General features: G+C 46.2%; 13 protein-coding genes. 12 read left to right on the forward strand and 1 reads right to left on the reverse strand.

The window, feature by feature from the left end; translation table 11 throughout:
* Positions 1–172: 172 nt before the first annotated feature.
* Positions 173–2,326: a Tex family protein gene (locus HMPREF0240_RS15475; protein WP_009004350.1), complete on the forward strand. Its 2,154-nt coding sequence runs from the start codon at positions 173–175 to the stop codon at positions 2,324–2,326.
* A gap of 121 nt (positions 2,327–2,447) precedes the next feature.
* On the opposite strand, the gene HMPREF0240_RS24025 is transcribed toward HMPREF0240_RS15475, so the two are convergent.
* On the reverse strand, positions 2,448–3,005 hold the full coding sequence (locus HMPREF0240_RS24025; protein WP_009004351.1) for a biotin transporter BioY: 558 nt from the start codon (positions 3,003–3,005) through the stop codon (positions 2,448–2,450).
* 185 nt (positions 3,006–3,190) lie between these two features.
* Here HMPREF0240_RS24025 and HMPREF0240_RS25325 point away from each other — a divergent pair, with 185 nt between their 5' ends.
* The 11 genes from HMPREF0240_RS25325 to HMPREF0240_RS15545 all read left to right on the forward strand — a co-directional run bounded on the left by HMPREF0240_RS25325 (position 3,191) and on the right by HMPREF0240_RS15545 (position 20,016).
* Positions 3,191–6,652 (forward strand): ABC transporter ATP-binding protein, encoded by a 3,462-nt coding sequence (locus HMPREF0240_RS25325; protein ID WP_009004352.1) that lies wholly within the window; start codon positions 3,191–3,193, stop codon positions 6,650–6,652.
* Positions 6,653–7,000: 348 nt separating this feature from the next.
* Complete coding sequence (locus HMPREF0240_RS15500) at positions 7,001–7,345, forward strand: cupin domain-containing protein (RefSeq protein ID WP_009004353.1); 345 nt, start codon at positions 7,001–7,003, stop codon at positions 7,343–7,345.
* Between the two features lie 13 nt (positions 7,346–7,358).
* Positions 7,359–8,954: a hydroxylamine reductase gene (hcp, locus tag HMPREF0240_RS15505; protein WP_009004354.1), complete on the forward strand. Its 1,596-nt coding sequence runs from the start codon at positions 7,359–7,361 to the stop codon at positions 8,952–8,954.
* Positions 8,955–9,446: 492 nt separating this feature from the next.
* Positions 9,447–10,073, forward strand: coding sequence for a flavin reductase (locus HMPREF0240_RS15510; RefSeq protein ID WP_009004355.1), 627 nt, complete (start codon positions 9,447–9,449; stop codon positions 10,071–10,073).
* A 436-nt stretch (positions 10,074–10,509) separates the two neighbouring features.
* Positions 10,510–11,559 carry a uroporphyrinogen decarboxylase family protein gene (locus tag HMPREF0240_RS15515; protein WP_009004356.1) on the forward strand — a complete coding sequence of 350 codons (1,050 nt, stop codon included), beginning with the start codon at positions 10,510–10,512 and terminating at the stop codon, positions 11,557–11,559.
* 113 nt (positions 11,560–11,672) lie between these two features.
* Positions 11,673–14,336, forward strand: a complete 2,664-nt coding sequence (mgtA, locus tag HMPREF0240_RS15520) for a magnesium-translocating P-type ATPase (RefSeq protein WP_009004357.1) — start codon at positions 11,673–11,675, stop codon at positions 14,334–14,336.
* 16 nt (positions 14,337–14,352) lie between these two features.
* Complete coding sequence (locus HMPREF0240_RS15525; protein WP_009004358.1) at positions 14,353–14,850, forward strand: winged helix-turn-helix domain-containing protein; 498 nt, start codon at positions 14,353–14,355, stop codon at positions 14,848–14,850.
* A gap of 300 nt (positions 14,851–15,150) precedes the next feature.
* Complete coding sequence (gene mgtA, locus HMPREF0240_RS15530) at positions 15,151–17,919, forward strand: magnesium-translocating P-type ATPase (protein ID WP_009004359.1); 2,769 nt, start codon at positions 15,151–15,153, stop codon at positions 17,917–17,919.
* 14 nt (positions 17,920–17,933) lie between these two features.
* Positions 17,934–18,104 (forward strand): hypothetical protein, encoded by a 171-nt coding sequence (locus tag HMPREF0240_RS24695; protein WP_009004360.1) that lies wholly within the window; start codon positions 17,934–17,936, stop codon positions 18,102–18,104.
* A 157-nt stretch (positions 18,105–18,261) separates the two neighbouring features.
* On the forward strand, positions 18,262–18,792 hold the full coding sequence (locus HMPREF0240_RS15540; protein ID WP_009004361.1) for a flavodoxin family protein: 531 nt from the start codon (positions 18,262–18,264) through the stop codon (positions 18,790–18,792).
* Positions 18,793–18,876: 84 nt separating this feature from the next.
* Entirely contained in the window at positions 18,877–20,016 is a 1,140-nt protein-coding gene (locus HMPREF0240_RS15545) for an aldo/keto reductase (RefSeq protein WP_009004362.1), read from the forward strand.
* Positions 20,017–20,209: the final 193 nt, after the last annotated feature.

The raw sequence follows: 20,209 nt of genomic DNA on the forward strand, positions 1-20,209 counted from the left end.
ACAGGGACAAAAAATTACACCCAATTCTGGTGGGTTTTGCCTGATTTCTCATGGATTAAGATGGGAAAAGAAGCAGAATATGTTGTAAAGACACCGGACTTTCCTGTATAATAGAAAGAGTTGCGGTTCTTTTGAACCGTAAGGCAGGAGTAAAAAGAGAGGTACAGACTAAATGGACATTAATCAGAAACTGACGGAAGAACTGGAAGTAAAGCGCTGGCAGGTAGATGCGGCGGTAAAGTTAATTGATGAAGGCAACACAATTCCTTTTATTTCACGATACAGGAAAGAGGCAACAGGGTCTTTGGATGATGAGCAGCTGCGTAAGCTGTATGAAAGACTGATTTACCTGAGGAATCTGGAAGAGAAAAAGGAGCAGGTGCTATCCAGTATAGAGGAACAGGGCAAGCTGACAGCAGAACTCAAAGCGCAGATACTGGCGGCAGAGACTCTTGTGGTGGTGGAAGATTTATACCGCCCTTACCGGCCAAAACGCAGAACCAGGGCCACGATTGCAAAAGAGAAGGGGCTTGAGCCTTTGGCAGCGGTTATTATGCTGCAGCAGACGAAGGACCCCCTGGAGAAAGAAGCCAGGAAGTATATTTCTGAGGAGAAAGGCGTCGGCACCGCTGAAGAGGCTATCGGAGGGGCAAAAGATATTATTGCGGAATCAATATCCGATGAGGCCGATTACAGAAGCTGGATCCGGAAAATTACAACACAGAAAGGAAAAGTGATCTCTGTGGCAAAGGATCCCGATGCTGAGTCTGTCTATGAGATGTATTATGATTTTGAGGAGCCGGTTTCCAAACTGGCGGGGCATCGCATACTGGCGCTCAACCGTGGGGAGAAAGAAAAAGTACTGACGGTGAAGTTAGAGGCTCCTGAGGAAGATATTATCCGCTATCTGGAGAAGAAAACGATCCGTCAGAATAATCCTTACACTTCCCCGGTATTGAAAGATGCAGTGGAAGACAGTTACAAGCGTCTGATTGCACCTGCCATTGAGCGGGAGATACGCAATGAGCTGACAGAGAAGGCAGAGGACGGCGCTATAGAGGTCTTTGGAAAAAATCTGCACCAGCTTTTGATGCAGCCTCCGATTGCAGGACATGTTGTACTGGGGTGGGATCCGGCTTTCCGCACAGGCTGTAAGCTGGCCGTCGTGGACGAAACAGGAAAAGTGCTGGGGACAACCGTTATCTATCCCACCGCACCTACAACTCCCCAGAAAATAAAAGCGTCCAAAGATTTGCTGAAAAAAATCATTGCGAAGTATAATATTACACTGATTTCCGTGGGAAATGGTACTGCATCCCGGGAGTCAGAACAGATCATTGTGGAGCTTCTTAAAGAAATTCCGCAGAATGTACAATACGTCATCGTTAATGAGGCTGGTGCTTCTGTTTATTCTGCAAGCAAGCTGGCATCCGAGGAATTCCCCAAATTTGATGTCGGCCAGAGGAGTGCGGCGTCCATTGCAAGGCGGCTGCAGGACCCTCTCGCAGAGCTGGTAAAGATTGATCCCAAATCAATCGGAGTCGGACAGTATCAGCATGATATGAACCAGAAGAAGCTGGGCGAATCCCTGAATGGAGTAGTAGAAGACTGTGTGAATAAAGTCGGTGTGGATTTGAATACGGCGTCTGCGCCGCTTCTATCTTATATATCCGGTATTACGGCTTCTATTGCAAAAAATATTGTTGTTTACAGGGAAGAAAACGGCAGATTCACGAATCGGAAGGAACTGCTTAAAGTAGCCAAGCTGGGGCCGAAAGCGTATGAGCAGTGCGCAGGTTTTATGCGTATTATGGATGGAAAGAATCCTTTGGATGCAACCGGGGTTCATCCGGAATCCTATGAGGCAGCGGAGAAACTGCTGTCCAGGCAGGGATTTAAGCCGCAGGATATTACAGGAGGCAATCTGACAGGACTTTCTCTTACGATCAAGGACTATAAGAGTCTGGCAGAGGAGCTGGGAGTCGGGGAGATTACACTGCAGGATATCGTGAAGGAACTGGAAAAGCCGGCCCGCGATCCGCGTGATGAAATGCCGAAGCCGATTCTGCGCACGGATGTGCTGGATATGAAGGATTTGAAAGAAGGAATGATTTTGAAAGGAACTGTGCGTAATGTCATTGATTTTGGCGTGTTTGTGGATATAGGAGTACACCAGGACGGGCTGGTTCATATATCTCAGATTACGGACAGATATATCAAACATCCGCTGGAAGCTGTCAGCGTGGGGGATATTGTGGATGTGAAAGTAATGAGTGTAGACCTCAAGAAAAAAAGGATTCAGCTTACCATGAGGGGGCTGACTTAGGGGGTTTTTAGTAAACGGATAGCCGGGCTGGCTATCCGTTTTGTATACAGGGGATTTGGAGCGAAGGATGTTCGTACCGGTTTTAATCCCCTATAGAGCGATCTGTTTTGTGTGCCTGAGATTAAAGGCGACGCACTGCGCCTCTGAGCTTGGGACCCAGGATAGAGGCAATTATGATCTTTGCCAGGTCTCCGGGGAGGTAGGGAAGGACTCCGGCGGCCAGGGCGGCAGGGAAATCCAGGTTCATCTGGAGGGCCAGCCAGGTGGTCCCAAAGAGATAGCAGACCAGGGTGCCGAGGACCATGCCCAGGATGGCATAGTGGAGACGGGCTGAAAAGTGGTCTATGAAGAAACCAGCTATGAGGGCCAGAAAGATGAAGCCTATCAGGTAGCCCCCTGTGGGGCCGGCGAGTTTCCCGAGGCCGCCGGTAAAGGAGGAGAAGACGGGAAGGCCCACTGCTCCCAGCAGGAGGTAGGTGATGAAGCTGATGGTACCAAATTTCATGCCCAGGACGTAGACGGTGATATAGACGGCCAGATTGGTGAAGGAGATTGGCACGGGGCTGAAGGGCAGGGGGATCGCGAAGGGACCCAGTATACATGTTAATGCTGTCATGACTCCGAGTAGTGTCAGCTGTTTTGTTGTGATAAATGGTTTTTTAGCGGATGTGTTTTCCATGGTGCATTTCCTCTCATTTTGTATTTTATGGTGTTAGTATAAAAGAAATTAAATGGAATGTCAACCTAAAACAAAAAATGGTTAACATTATAAGACGCGTTGTAATTGGCGGACAGGTGTAGTATCATCTAAGCCATAATGATAGTTAGACTGGCAGAGAGTCTGTGTGGAAGAGGGGGATTGCGATGGAAGATGAGGTTCGTAAAATCAACAGACCGGATTGTATTATATCCTATTTTAAAATGGAAAAGCGGACGCTTGCGGCCGTAACGGTATCTGGTATTATTTATGATACAGGAATGATTGCAGGTCCCTGGTTTGAGGGAATGCTGGCGCAGTATCTGTGCGATATTATAGGCGGAAAACGCATGTTTCAGGACATGGTCATGCTGGCTATGTCCTATGTTGTTGCCATCCTGTTAGTGGAGGGGATGCGCTATGTGAAACGGCTTTATGTAAGACGGTTTGCCAATCATGTAAACCGGGATATGAAGCAGGTGCTGTACCATAATCTGGTGCATAAGGAAAAGCCGGAACTGGACACGGAGGATGTGGGGACTATTCTGACAAAAGCGATTGCAGATGTGGATACCTGCGCGGAAGGGATGCGGAAATTTACGACGGAAGTTTTTGATACCGGCGTCGTTATGATTGCATATCTCACGATGCTCTTGTCTTATGATTGGCGGCTTACGTTAATTTCTGTTCTGTTCCCTCCGATTGCGTACTGGATGGCAGGAATATTAAAAAAGACAGTCTCCAAAAGCGCTGCTGCATATAAGGAGAGTGCAGGCGCACTGAATGGAGCAACACTTGACCGCATATCCAATGCGGTACTCTACCGGGTCTATGGGCAGGAAAAAAACAGGGATGCAGAATATGAGGAACGGCTCCTGGATTATGAGAAGAAAGCGGTGCATGCAAATATCTGGGAAAATGCGATGCAGCCTCTCTATAAAATCATATCCATGATGGGGATTATATTTATTATCTGGTTCGGTGCAAAAAATGTGCTGGGCAGCGGGTGGACATCCTGGGATATTGCTGCATTTTCTACATTTTTATCCTGTTTCACCAGGCTTGCATCTAAATCTTCCAGGGCGGCAAGACTGTTTAACGCAGTACAGAAGGCACAGGTATCATGGATGCGGATTAAAACGTACATGCATGAAATTCCGGAAGAGAAAGAGCCTGGAACAGAACCCTCTGTTTGGCTTGATGTATCGGATCTGAAGTTTGCTTACCCGGATGGGAAAAATATTCTGGAAGGAATTAAGTTTTCTGCACATCCAGGTGAGATTATAGGTGTGACAGGGGCTGTGGCATGCGGAAAGTCAACACTGGGAAAAGTGTTTCTTTGTGAATATCCTTATGAAGGCAGCATAAGGCTGAATGGGAAGGAGCTGACGGATCTTACAGGGGAAGGCAGAAAATTGACCGCCTATATGGGACATGAGCCGGAACTTTTAAGTGCTTCTGTAGAGGAAAATATTCTGCTTGGAGAAACAGGGGATGTCAGTGACTGCCTGAAAGCGGTGTGTATGGATCGTGAAGTATCCGAGATGCCGGAGGGCATTCAAACGATGGTGGGCAACGGCGGAGTCAGGCTTTCCGGTGGGCAGCAGGCAAGGATTGCCCTGGCGCGGACGCTATTTCATAAAAAGCCGGTAATCATACTGGATGACCCGTTTTCAGCAGTGGACAGGAAAACAGAACGTGAGATTATGCACAATTTAAGGCGGATCACTCCGGACAGTATCGTGCTGATTCTGTCCCACAGACTGAATCAGTTTCCTGAGATGGACCAGGTGATCTGGCTTGAAGAGGGAAGAGGCACGGTTTCGGACCATGAGCATTTACTGCATACCAATGCGGAGTATGCGCATCTGTTTCAAATGCAGTGTGAGCAGGGCATGTCCCTGGCCGAGAAGGCGAATGGACAGGCTGAACGCGTGGAAATGCCTGATGATGCACAGGATAATAAGTTTCACATTGAAAAGGGGCAGGGCGGGAAGCAAAATCATATTTTTTCGGTTGTTAAATGGATTATAAAAGAACACGGACTTCTATCTTTAGGACTGGTATTTACAGTGGCGGGAACTGTTACAGCGGGAATCCTCCCGCCGCTGTTTCTGGAGCGGATTGTAAACCGGCTGGCAGGAGGTACAGCTGTTGTACCGGGGCTGGCGGCGGCATATTTTCTCCTGCTGGCGGCAGCAGGGATTTTTGATTCGGCGAAAGAAAGTCTGATTACGGTTTTTGGGCAAAAAGTCACCCACGGGCTGCGGAGCGTGATGTGCCGGAGGCTGTCCAAACTGCCCGCCTCTTATCTTATGGATACGGAACCGGGAGTGACAGCATCGCGGTTTGTAAATGATGTAGATACGGTGGAATCATTGTTTACATCCGGGATCATCAGTATGGTTGTGGATATTTGCAAGGTGGTCAGCATTCTGGCCGTCATATTTGTGAAGAGCCGCGGGCTGGGAGTGCTTATGGCTCTGGCCGCTCCGCTTCTATTTTGGGTAACACGTGTATTTCAGAAAAGAATGCTGAGCGCACAGCTGGCTAACAGGGCCGCGGTAGGACGGGTAAACAGCCATGTGCCGGAAACGATCAGGAATATACGGATGATCCATACATTTCACAAGGAAAAATACATGGAAAAGTGTTACGGCAGATATATACTGGAAGGATACCATGCCGTAGAAAAATCTAATTTTTATGATTCCATCTATTCTCCCATTATTATTACGATCAGGACAGCTTTGATTGCAGTAATGATGGTTCTGGCGGCAAAGGGCGGAAATATGCAGCAATTTTTCGGAATGTCTGTTGGAACGGCGGTGGCGGTGATCGCATATGTCAGTAAGGTGTTCGAACCATTGGAGAGCATTGGCATGGAGATTCAGAACATACAGTCTGCCGTAGCGGGGGTATTCCGCATTAACGAATTTCTGAATGAGCCGGGAAGAAGTATACAGAATCATGAAAATGTCATTCTCGATGAAAACAGTCCGGCGGCAGCATTTGATTCGGTAAGCTTCGGGTACGAACGGGAACGGGAAATTCTGCATCAGTACAGCTTTACGGTTCACCCAGGTGAAAATATTACCCTGACCGGAAGAACCGGAGTGGGAAAGAGCACCATATTCAAGCTGCTGCTGGGGCTGTACGCTCCGTGGAATGGAAGCATAAACATATACGGGATATCGGCGGAACAGATTCCGGACGTGCAAAAGAGAAAGATTTTTGGTTATGTAGAGCAGACCTTCCGGCTGGTTCCCGGTACTGTGGCAGAGCAGATAAGCCTGAAAGACAGGACGATAGCACGTGAAGCCATTGAGCAGGCAGTAAAAATGGTGGGAATGCATGAGGCGGTCATGGATCTGGAAAAGGGGTATGATACCCCATGCACCTCCAGTCTGTTTTCAAGGGGGCAGATGCAGCTGCTCTCGATTGCCAGAGCGGTAGTATCCGATCCCAGGATTCTGCTGCTGGATGAAATTACTGCAAATCTGGATTCCGCCACGGAAGAGAATGTGCTGGCAGCTCTCAGGATGGCTTCAGAAAACAGAACGGTTATTTCCATATCCCACAGGCTGTACGAGCAGCGCGGTGGAAGAGAAATATGTCTGTCAGAATAAAGTATACCCAAAGGCACACCGTAATACATGCCCTGTGGGCGGGACTGCGGCTAAGCCGCAGAATAATGTATATAAATAACCTATAGGATGTTTGCAGAAATTTAGCTTTTTCTCCTTTTGTTGTTTTAACAACATACTTAAGTCTGTACCCGCATTATACTGAATTTAGCAGCGAGCGAGTGAGTGATAAATTTAATATCCCGACGGCCAGAATGACCAGGTGGATGTTATATATGATCAAATACACTCGAGAGCAAAAAGAGACTGATCATGTCTCTTGGCATATGTGCTGCCGGGTGAAACAAGGGTAATGGTTTGCTGCTGTCATGCAGCGGGAAGGAGAAAAAAATGTCCTATATTAAAAACATTGACCATGAAACCGTATTATCACTGACGGATCTGGTGAATGCCCAGCCGGGGCAGATTGTCAGTAAAACGCTGGCCCAGAATGATTATGTCAGCGTTACTTTGTTTGCATTTGATAAAGAAGAGGAAATCAGCACTCATGAGTCAAAAGGAGATGCCATGGTGCAGGTATTGGAAGGGGAAGGGCGCTTTATAGTAGACGGGCGCGAACACTTCTGCAAAGCCGGTGAAACGCTGATTATGCCGGCAAATAAGCCACATGCTGTTTATGCAGCGGAAGCATTTAAGATGCTTTTGACTGTTGTATTTCCCGAAAAAACAATGTAAAGGAGGATGAAAAATGGATCATCAAATGTTTTGTTTTCAATGTGAACAGACGGCGGGGTGTACTGGATGTACCGGTAAGGCAGGAGTGTGCGGAAAATCTGCTTCATCCGCAAAACTGCAGGATGAACTGACCGGGGAGTTGATCTCCCTGGCAAGAGCCTGCGCAAGTAATCCTAAAACGCAGCAGACAGACCGTCTGATTTTGGAGGGACTGTTTACGACGGTAACCAATGTTAGTTTTAATGATCAGACTCTTCAGAATCTGATTGACCGCATAGAAGAAGAAAAGGGCCGGATTGTGCCCGGATGTGCATCCTGCGGATCCCCGTGCGGTAATACAGAGCGCTACGACATGTCCCGAATCTGGAATGCGGACGAGGACATCCGTTCCCTTAAATCCCTGATTCTGTTTGGTATCCGGGGAATGGCGGCCTATGCCTACCATGCCATGGTTCTGGGATATGAGAACGCGGAAGTGAACGATTTTATGATCAAAGCGCTCTTTGTCCTGGGCGAGGACTGGGGGATGGAGGAACTGCTCCCGGTTGTGATGGAGACGGGCAAAGTGAATCTGACCTGTATGGAATTGCTGGACCGCGCGAATACCGGGGCCTTTGGAATTCCGGAACCCACAAATGTGACTCTGAAAGTAGAAAAGGGTCCGTTTATTGTGATTACCGGTCATGACCTCTGGGATCTGAAACTTCTGCTGGAACAGACGGCGGGGAAAGGGATCAACATTTACACCCACGGAGAAATGCTCCCGGCTCATGCGTATCCGGAATTAAAGAAATATCCTCATCTGAAAGGAAACTTTGGGACAGCATGGCAGAATCAACAGAAAGAGTTTGCGGATATCCCCGCTCCTGTATTGTATACAACCAATTGTCTGATGCCGGTAAAAGAGAGTTATGCGGATAGAGTTTTTACTACAGAAGTTGTATCTTATCCGGAGATGATCCACATTGGCGAGGACAAAGATTTTACACCTGTGATTGATAAAGCGCTGGCTCTGGGCGGATATCAAGAAGACCGGGAGTTCACCGGGATAAACGGCGGAAAGAGCGTTACGACAGGATTTGGGCATGGGGCAGTGCTTGGCGTCGCAGGCCAGGTAGTTGAGGCTGTAAAATCCGGTGCTATCCGCCACTTTTTCCTAGTGGGAGGCTGTGACGGTGCGCGTCCGGGACGTAATTATTACACAGAATTTGTAAAGAAGACTCCGGAGGATACCATAATACTGACGCTTGCCTGCGGCAAATACCGGTTTAATGATCTGGATCTGGGAACCATAGGGGGACTTCCAAGATTGATGGATATGGGGCAATGCAACGATGCGTACAGCGCCATTAAGGTTGCGGTGGCTCTGTCAGAGGCTTTTAGCTGTCAGGTCAATGAGCTGCCGCTATCCATGGTACTTTCCTGGTATGAGCAGAAAGCAGTCTGTATTCTGCTGACTCTGCTGCATCTGGGAATTCAGAATATCAAGCTGGGCCCGACGCTGCCGGCGTTCGTGTCTCCTAATATACTGAATTACCTTGTGGAACATTATAATATTGCGCCGATCAGTACCCCTGAGGAGGATCTGAAGGAGATTCTGGGAGAATAAATGGCAGAAAATATATGCACTGTACAGGAAACGAAATAGTGCCATAAGAAAGTTTATTGAAGAAGGGGTCTGACCCCTATGCCAAGGGGGACAGTCCCCTTTGAGGTAACCCCCTTGAGTTTGTTAATAATTATTTCGAAAAAAATACATAATTTGTTAAATTATCCCTCACATAACTATCACATTTAGGCGGTATATTATTAAGTGTAAAGGGACAATAACCTTTTTAGTATAAATTTTCTTTTTCATAATTTTCCTTGGCCGGAAGTGATTCCGGCCTCTCCTTTTGTCTGGGGAAGGCTTCCAATCAGCTTTTGTTTTATAATCTATTCTGATGTTATACGTGCATTAAGCTTCATAAAGGTATATGAGCGACCATGCCTGAATTTTTGGTATTTTTGGTATTTATCTCATTTAGGGATTGTAAAATAATACCAGATGTGCTATATTCAAGATATCAGTAATAATTACTATTATTAAAGGAGGATTAACATGGATATCAAAGCAATGTGGAAAATGAGTTACGGACTTTATATTATCTCATCAAAAAGCGGGGAAAAAGCCGGAGGCTGCGTGGCAAATACTATGATACAGGTAACCTCGGAGCCGCTGCAGGTTACGGTAACAATTAACAAAGAGAATTATACAGCCAGTCTGATACAGGAGTCCGGATATTTTACAGGAATTGCACTTGCACAGTCAGCCTCCATGGAACTGATCGGGGCGTTTGGCTTCCAGTGCAGTAAAGATACAGATAAATTTGAAGGATTTGAGACAAAAACGGATATAAACGGTATACCTTATGTGTGCAGCCAGGCGGTGGCAAGATTCAGCTGTAAAGTAAAGCAGACTATGGATGCCGGAACACATATCATATTTCTGGCTGAAGTAGTAGATGCAGAAGTACTGAGCGCTGAGGAGCCTATGACATATGCATACTATCACACCGTAAAAAATGGTGTAACGCCTCCAAAAGCATCCAGTTATATTCCGGAACCTGAAAAAGTAAAAGGATACCGCTGTAAGGTCTGCGGATATATTTTAGAATCCGACACCATACCAGAAGATTTTAAATGTCCGATCTGCGGAAGAGGGAAAGAAGAATTAGAGAAGCTGTGAGAATAGAAGACAAGACACCGATAAAAGACGGGAATGTGTTTGTATTGACGTTAACAAAGGGGGATTACTCCTTTTTATAACTATAAAACATTCAATAAATTAAGACCAGACAGGATGCTGCGAGCAAATACCGCAGCATCCTTTTGCATTTCACAATATCCTATGAAATACATAAGCCTTCCGGGCGGAATACATACTGTGGTGAAAGAGACAGGCCCCGGGATGAAATTTGCTCAGGTACAAATTTAATAGGCTAATCTCTTTTATCAAATATTTTTGTGTTGAAGGACAGGCTGAATTTTAATTCCTACAAAAATAGTATAAAAAACATGAAAAAAATACAAAAACAATTCTTCGAATATATTATAATTTCGGTATGAATTAACAAGGCGCCTATGAATCTTAAAAACAGTGAAATTTTCAGGAGGGTATTAGAATGAATGCAATGGAACGGGTAGTAAAAGCGTTAAATCACGAAGAAGCGGACCGGGTACCGGTTTATCCTATCATCAGTGGAGCATCCAGAAGACTGACCGGAGTAAACTACAAAGAATGGGCCAATGATGCGCAGCTGTGCGCGGAGGCTCTGTTAAAAGCCAGAGAAGAGTTTGAACTGGATTGTATCGTTACGTTAATAGATCTTTCCGTTGAATGTGATGCTTGGGGACAGGAACTGATTTACCCGGAAAATGAGGCCGCACATCCCAATTATGATGATTGTGTGATAAAAGACATTGAAGATTATGCAAAGATTAAGAAAGTAGATTACCGCAGTTCAAAGCGTATGATGATGCACATTGATACATGCCGGAAACTGGTGGAAGCTTCTAATGGTGAGTTCCCTGTTGTCGCTTTTGTATTTGGCCCTCTGGGAACGCTGTCCATGCTTCGGAGCCAGCAGGAAATGTATATGGATTTTTACGATGATCCGGAAGCCGTTCATGAGGCGGCAGGCGAGATTAACGAGACACTGAAAGATTACTGCAGGGCGCTGATGGACACAGGCGTAAATGGAATCATGTTTGATACATTGTTTGCTTCAGGATCCATTATGAGTAAGGAAATGTGGGATGAACTGGAGGGGGACCTGGTAGAGGAGCTTGCAGAAGCCGTAAGAGAAAAAAACGGACTGGTGATGATTCACAACTGCGGACAGAAAATTTACTTTGATGTTCAGATTGATAGGATGCAGCCCGCGGCGATCTCCTTCTTATATCCGCCGGATGATTGTAAAGACTTTAAAGAATGTAAAGAAAAATATGGAGAAGTAACAACATTGATCGGATGCGTCACACCGGCCAGCGCAGTGATAGGCACGGACGAAAGCTGGGATCAGGAATGCAGAGATTCTATTGATGCCATGGCAGCCGGCGGCGGATTTATACTGGCAACAGGATGTGAATATCCTGCAAATGCAGACTTTGCAAGGGCACACAGGATGGTAGAGATTGCGAAAGATTATGGCAGATACGAGAAAATTAAATAGGCACGGAGCATTCTCTTAATGACCGCAAGAAAAAAACAAGGATTTCATCAAAGAATTCCAGCGCTTCATATGGTAAAATAGCAGCATAGGAAAATCAGAAGGGAGGAATTGCTTTGCCTAAATCAACACTGCTGAATAGCCGTATGAAAAAATATGCCTATCGTGATGCACAGGAAATTTGTCAGGACATTCCTACTACATTGAATGGTTTACCAATAGATCAGGTCGAAGCAATGCGGGAGCAATACGGAGAAAACCAATTGACCGGCAGAAAAAATGATACCCTGTGGTATCGTTTTCGCCGTGCCTTCATCAATCCATTTACGATCATTCTGTTTGTACTGGCGGTCGTTTCTTTGATTACCGATGTCCTGCTGGTTTCCGATTTCAGCAGAAATATTACGACTGTCGTGATCATCTGTGTCATGATTTTGATTAGCGGTACCATTCGCCTGGCACAGGAGCTACGGGCTAAGAATGCATCTGACCGGTTAGACCGACTGATTCATGCCAACGTAACAGTAAAACGCGGAGGTGTACTGGTCGATATACCGGCAGAAAAGCTTGTGGTAGGCGACCTGGTATTTCTTTCGGCGGGGGACCGTATTCCGGCTGATTTGCGCTTAGTTGAAACTCAGGATTTATTTGTCTCTCAGGCCGCGATCACCGGAGAGAGTGCAATTCTGGAAAAAAGCAGCCGTACCAGCTATTACACGGAGCGTCTTCCACTGACACAGCTTGATAACCTTGCCTTTATGGCGACTACGGTTATCAGCGGAAAGGGCCGGGGAGTGGTTCTGGCCGTTGGAAAGGACACCCTGTACGGCAATTTTATTCGCCCTGATGCTGAAGAATCTACAACGTTCCAAAAAGGCGCAGGATCGATTGCATGGGTCATGCTGCGGTTTATGGCAGTTCTCGTGCCGGTGGTATTTCTGGTCTCAGGCATTACCAAGGGAAACTGGGTAGATTCTTTTGTATTTGCCCTTTCTGTGGCAGTGGGGCTGACACCGGAAATGCTGCCGATGGTTATTACAGCTTGCCTTGCAAAGGGCAGCATTTCCCTTTCAAAAAAGCAGACGATTGTAAAGAACATCAATGCAATGCAGGGCTTTGGCAGCATGGATGTTCTTTGTATGGATAAGACGGGGACGCTCACAAACGAAAGCATTCTATTGGAATATTACATGGATGTACTAGGAAATGAAGATACAAAAACGCTGCAGTTTGCCTATCTGAACAGTCTCTATCATTCTGGCGTCCGTAATCCTATCGACAATGCAATTCTGGACTGCCGCACCATGCCGGGGCAGGAGAATGTCTACAGTACATTGGCTGCGGATTATCAAAAAGCCGATGAAATACCTTTTGACTACAACCGTAAGTTCGTAAGCACCCTGGTTGCCGATGCGGACGGCGACCATGAACTGATTGTCAAGGGTGATATCGGACAGGTGTTTTCACGCTGCAGTTTTGTGGAATATCAGGGAACTGTTTTTTCTGCGGGCAGCGATGGCTTTGAAAACGTAACTTCCATTGTAGATGAGATGCTGGAAGATGGCATGAAGGTGATAGCCGTTGCACACAAAAGTCTTGGAGCACAGTGCAGCCTAACTTTGGGCGATGAAAGCGATTTGATTTTAACTGGTTATCTGGCTTTCTTTGACGCACCGAAAGAATCTGCTGCAGGGTCTGTTCTGGCACTGAAAGGCTTGCAGGTGCGGTCTAAAATTCTAACTGGAGACCGATCAGAAATCGCTGCTTCCATCTGCCGCCGCGTTGGTATTCCCGTGGATTTTATTCTGACAGGAGCGGAACTTGACCGGCTTTCAGACGAGCATCTTTCTTCGGTGGTAGAACAGGCAGATGTGTTTGCCGAGTTAACACCGGGACAGAAAGTCCGGATACTGGGCGCTCTGCGGGAAAACGGGCATACCGTTGGTTTTTTAGGGGATGGTATGAATGACATACCCGCACTCAGTGAGGCAGATGTTGGAATATCGGTAGACACTGCGGTGGACGCGGCAAAGGATATAGCGGATGTGGTGCTGCTGCAAAAAGATTTGAATGTTCTGGAGCAGGGAATTCTGGAAGGCCGTAAAACATTTACCAATATGCTTAAATATATTAAAATTACAGCAAGCTCAAATTTTGGTAACATCCTGTCTATCGTCTGCGCCAGTGCTGTGCTGCCATTTTTGCCTATGACGGCTATCCAGCTTTTACTTTTGAACTTGCTTTATGATGCCCTGTGCATCATCCTTCCCTGGGATAACGTGGATGAAGCAGATACCGCGGTGCCGCGCGTATGGTCTGGAAAGACATTAGGACGCTTCATGTGTGCCTTTGGACCAATCAGTTCGGTACTGGATATTTTGACCTTCCTGTTTTTGTATTTTGTTCTCTGCCCCGCATTATGCGGAGGCCTGACCTATACGCAGATAACCGATCCTGCCTTACAGCAATACTACGCAGCTATTTTTCAAACAGGCTGGTTTTTGGAATCTATGTGGACCCAGGTTCTGATTTTACACTTGCTGCGCACAAGAAAAGTAACCTTCCTGCAAAGCAGAGCATCCAATCCGGTGCTGTTTATTACATTGGCGGGTATCGTTGTCTTTACTTTATTGACTGTGACACCGTTTGCGTCCATGTTCGGGCTGACGTTGCTGCCGCCTGGATATTTTGGGTTTTTGATCCTGATGGTACTGTTTTATATGCTGCTCACCACCATTGCCAAGCGCGTTTATCAAAAGCGGTATCATGAATTGCTTTGAGAAGGAGGGATCTGCAGTGAATAACAAGATAAGCTTTATCCCTATAGATTCAATTCTGTCTCAATGGCTTTATGATAAATTAAAACAGGAGCCGCCGGATACTGCCTATGCAGGTGAGTTGCTGACGGGAATTCAGGAACTGATGACCGGGGAGACTTCAACGCTGCTGCTGGGGACACAGGGGGCAGGGGAATCTTTCCTGGCAGGAGACGAAATTTGTGTCGGTGAACTTTCTGTACAGCCCAAAAGCCGAAGAGTGGTCATGGGTGGAAATGAAGTAAGTCTAACCCCAAAGGAATTTGATCTTTTGTATTTCCTGATTCAAAATCGTGGCGAGGTATTTACCAAGGAGCAAATATATCGTGCGGTTTGGGCGGAGGACTTTTTGCTGGCTGACAGCAACATTATGGCTTTCATCCGAAAGCTGCGAAAGAAAATTGAACCAAACCCGGATGCGCCAGAATACATTTTAACTATCTGGGGAATCGGTTATAAATTCAACGACAAATTATAAATACAGGCCGGATGATATCCATTATTTTCTTGCAAAATTGCAAGGAAATCGCAAGGTTTTAACCATGTGATTTTCCTTGCAGTTTTTTTATACTTTATTTGAACTTAGAAGAGAAAGTGAGAAAAAAATATCCGCATCGCGGTTTATATAGATACTATTTGAGGAAAAGTGAGGTGAAACAGATGGACGCTGATGGTAGTCCCAGATTATCGAGACAAGGCACACCGCACAAAACAGATGCATATCATCTGTTTCGTGAGGGTATGTGTCCTGCCAAATAAAAAACAGGAGGTAAGACCCATGTCTAAAAAAACAAAAAACAGGATACAGGTCCGCAAAATGGTGGAAAAGGCAGTTCTGCGTGATGAGCAGGAACGCCGTATACACTTTGCAGCGACTCATCCGATCAAAGAAACTCTGAAAAATGTGAATTCAGGTCTAAGGGGGCTGGATGAAGCAGCAGTAATTGCCAGCCGTGCCAAATACGGCACTAACAAAATTACACACGAAAAAAGAAAATCACTTTCCAAACGTCTGCTGGAAGCTTTTATCAATCCTTTTACAGGTATACTTATATGTTTAGCACTGGTATCTGTCATCACAGATATGATTTTTCCGCTGATGAACCTGTTTGGAAACAGCCCCGGGGATTTTGACTGTCTGACCGTGGTGATCATTCTCGCGATGGTGATAATCTCTGGTACCCTTCGCTTTGTACAGGAATCCAGAAGCGGTAATGCGGCGGAGAAGCTGCTGGCTATGATTACGACTACCTGCACCGTTGACCGGAAGGAACAGCAAAAGCAGGAAATTCCATTGAACGATGTGGTTGTGGGGGATATTATTCATCTCTCCGCAGGCGATATGATACCGGCAGATGTGCGGATTATAGAGGCGAAGGACTTATTTATCAGTCAGTCCTCACTGACAGGCGAAAGTGAACCGGTCGAGAAACTTCCAAATGCCAGTGAATTGCAGGATGCTGTTACTGATTATCGAAATATTGCTTTTATGGGAAGCAATGTCGTTTCAGGAAGCGCAATAGCCGTGGCGGTTTGTACCGGCAATCATACTCTGTTCGGTTCTATGGCATCTGCTGTGGCCGGGGAAGCAGTGGAAACCAGTTTTACCAAAGGTGTAAACGCGGTATCTTGGGTGCTGATCCGCTTTATGCTGATTATGGTGCCGGTGGTATTTTTTATCAATGGAATTACGAAAGGTGACTGGCTGCAGGCGTTCTTATTTGCTATTTCTATTGCTGTAGGTCTGACCCCGGAAATGCTGCCGATGATTGTGACGACTTGTCTTGCCAAAGGCGCAGTAGCTATGAGCAGGAAGAAGACTATTGTAAAAAATCTGAATTCTATTCAGAATTTCGGCGCAATTGATATACTTTGTACGGATAAGACAGGAACCCTGACACAGGATCAGGTTGTTCTGGAATATCATCTGGATGTGAACGGGAGCGAAGATGTTCGTGTGCTCCGCCATGCATACTTAAACAGTTACTTCCAGACCGGCTACAAAAATCTGATGGATATGGCGATTATTCGCAGGACAGAGGAAGAAGAGACAGAGAATCCGCAGCTTCTCGATTTGTCAGAGCACTATATCAAAGTGGATGAAATCCCTTTTGATTTCACCCGCCGCCGCTTGTCTACTGTGGTACAGGACAAAAACGGCAAAACGCAGATTGTAACCAAAGGCGCTGTGGAAGAAATGCTTTCCATCTGCACCTATGCGGAAATAGCAGGAAAAGCGGAGCCGCTAACAGATGAGCTGCGCTGCAGTATCCTGGAAACGGTGGATGATTTGAATGAAGATGGAATGCGTGTTATTGCCATTGCACAAAAGAGCAATCCATCCCCGGTGGGGGCTTTTGGGATCAAGGATGAGTGCGATATGGTGTTGATCGGCTATTTGGCATTTCTTGACCCGCCAAAGGAATCTACAGCTGACGCTGTCAAGGCATTAAAAGCCCACGGGGTTACCACTAAGATTCTCACGGGCGACAACGAGAAAGTCACCCGAACCATCTGTAAGCAGGTGGGATTGAAGGTGCGGAATATGCTTTTGGGCGCGGACATCGACCAGATGACGGATGAAGAACTGGCGAAGGCCTCCAGGGAAACCGATGTGTTCGCCAAGCTGACGCCGGAGCAGAAATCTCGTATAGTAACCATCCTGCGCGGCTCTGGCCATACAGTCGGCTATATGGGGGACGGTATCAACGATGCGGCCGCTATGAAAGCTGCTGACATCGGCATCTCTGTGGATACGGCGGTAGATGTAGCGAAAGAATCCGCCGATATTATTCTGCTCGAAAAGGATTTGAGGGTGCTTGAGGAAGGGATTATTGAAGGCCGAAAAACTTATGCCAATATGATTAAATACATCAAGATGACAGCTTCCTCTAACTTTGGCAATATGTTTTCGGTACTGGCAGCATCGGCGCTGCTGCCTTTTTTGCCGATGGAGAGCGTCCATCTGATTTTCCTGAATCTGATTTATGATCTTAGCTGTACGGCAATTCCCTGGGACAACGTGGATGAGGAATTTATTGCGGTTCCCAGAAAATGGGATGCAACCTCTGTTGGCAGTTTTATGATCTGGATTGGGCCAACCAGTTCGATCTTTGATTTCACAACCTATATCTTTATGTACTTTGTGTTCTGTCCGCTCTTTGTTTCCGGTGGTGTGTTGTATAACGATCTTGTGAATCACTTTCATGGTGCAGAGCTTGCACAGATACAGGCGGCCTATACCGCAATGTTTCAAGCGGGCTGGTTTGTGGAGTCCATGTGGAGCCAGACACTGGTCATTCATATGATCCGCACGCAAAAGCTGCCGTTTATACAGAGCCATGCATCCGCTCCTTTGACGCTTTTGACCTGTTCCGGAATTGTATTGCTGACAATCATTCCGTTTACCGGTTTTGGTGGAATGCTGGGATTTGCAGCTCTGCCGGTCAGCTACTTTGCTTACTTAATTCCGTGTATCCTGCTCTACATGGTGCTGGCAACCAGCCTGAAAAAAGCGTATGTGCGGCACTATGGCGAATTACTTTGAAGGAGGTTTGAAATATGAATTGGACGAACATTTGGATGACACTTTTTGGAACCACGCAGTTCCTTGGTCTGAATATGGGCTTCTGGATTGCAATGCTTGCCGTGATATTGATTGTTATCGCGATGAATGTTGTATTTTGGAAGATAAAACCCAAAAAAGATAAAGGCACAGGTAAAGGCATTTAACGAATTTAACGCAGGTAAAGGCACAAAATCACAAAAAAGTATTGACTTAGAGTGCGCTCCAGGGACTATAGTAAATATGGGAAAGGAAATACCGGACCTGATAGGTTCGGTATTTCGCTTTGATATCACTACAGAATTCAAAAAGGAGATATTGTATATGAAGGTATTGGTTATAAGTGGGAGTCCCAGGATTGGCGGCAATTCAGACGTGCTTTGTGATCAGTTTCTGCTGGGAGCAAAGGCGGCAGGACATGAAACCGAGAAGATCCAGCTGGGAAAGAAGAATCTTATGCCCTGCCTGGGCTGTGAGGCATGCGCAAAAACAGGGAAATGTATTCAGAAAGATGATATGGAAGAGATGCTGGATAAATTAGTCGGGGCAGACGTGATTGTACTGGCTACTCCGGTTTATTTTTACTGCATGGATGCACAATTGAAAATGTTCATAGACCGCAGCCTTCCGAGATACCAGCAGATCAAAGATAAAAAGTTTTATTTTATCGTAACAGCGGCGGATACCAGCCATCAGGCGATGGAAGCAACGCTTGAGGGGATGAGAGGGTATACTGCCTGTCTTCCGGGGGCCGAGGAACTGGGGGTAATTTACGGCACCGGGGCATGGAAGAAAGGGGAGATTCAGAATCTGCCGGTTATGGAAGAGGCTTATGCAGCAGGTAAAAATCTGTAAGCTGCCAAAATGGAACAGGGAGCGGTTAATGCCGTTCTTTCTGAGCTAAAGAGAAGACAAAAAATTAATAAAAAGGAGCCCAAAATGGTATATAAAGATTTTCAGGATATAAAACTTTCAGCACTGGGATTCGGTGCTATGCGCCTTCCAGTGACGGGAGAAGAGATGGATGCCCCCATAGATGAGGCGCGTGCGGAAGAGATGGTGGCATATGCGATGGAACATGGAGTTAATTATTATGACACCGCATACGGCTATCATGAAGGACAGTCGGAAATAGTGATGGGCAGGATACTTGGAAGATATCCAAGAGACAGCTATTATCTTGCAACAAAATTTCCCGGATATGACTTATCCAATATGGATAAAGTAGAAGCGATTTTTGAGGAACAGCTGAAGAAATGTCAGACAGAATACTTTGATTTTTACCTTTTTCATAATGTATATGAAAAAAATATAGATCTGTATCTGGATCCTCAGTATGGTATCATGGACTACCTGCTGAAACAAAAGGCGGCGGGGCGAATTAAACATTTGGGATTCTCAGCCCATGGCCGGTATGATACAATCAGACGTTTCCTGGAGGAGTATGGTGGGTATATGGAATTTTGCCAGATTCAGCTGAATTATGTGGACTGGAAGCTTCAGGATGCAAAAGCAAAAGTTGAACTGCTGGAGGAATATAAGATTCCGATTTGGGTGATGGAGCCTCTTCGCGGTGGAAAACTTGCAGAACTTTCAGAAGAAGATACAGTCAGCCTGAAAGCTGTAAGGCCAGAAGAGCCAGTTCCGGCCTGGGCATTCCGTTTTCTGCAGTCTCTGCCTGGAGTCACCATGGTTTTATCCGGCATGTCCAATATGGAACAAATAAAAGCAAATATCCTTACATACGAAGAGGATAAACCGTTGAATGAAGCGGAAATGAAGGTACTGCTGGAGACAGCAGACCGTATGATGAATATCCTGCCATGCACCGCATGCCGCTATTGCACGGCACATTGTCCAAAAGGACTGGATATTCCCACGCTGCTTTCTCTGTACAACGAAACCAGATACACTAACGGGCTGATCACACATATGGCAGTAGACGCACTGGCAGAGGAAAAACGCCCGCAGAACTGCATCGGATGTAAAAGCTGTGAGGCAGTCTGTCCACAGCAGATCGAAATTGCAGGGGCGATGAGAGACTTCACAGAGAAACTCCAGGAAGAGGTTGGTCTCTAAAAGGGACGCTTCTGTAACCGGAAATAGGGTTGTCTGGAGGCGGGGATAGGACGGTAAGCTGGAGTAGAGTAAAATAGAAGGAAAACCGGGGCAACCTGGCCACATCATCCGAAGCCTGATGGCTTCGCATGCTGGGGCCAGGGATTCGTTTGATTCGGAATCAAACGAATCACCCCGGTTTTCCTTCTATTTT

It is taken from the genome of Clostridium sp. D5 (assembly GCF_000190355.1).
In the GTDB taxonomy this organism is placed as follows: Bacteria; Bacillota; Clostridia; order Lachnospirales; family Lachnospiraceae; genus Faecalicatena; species Faecalicatena fissicatena_A.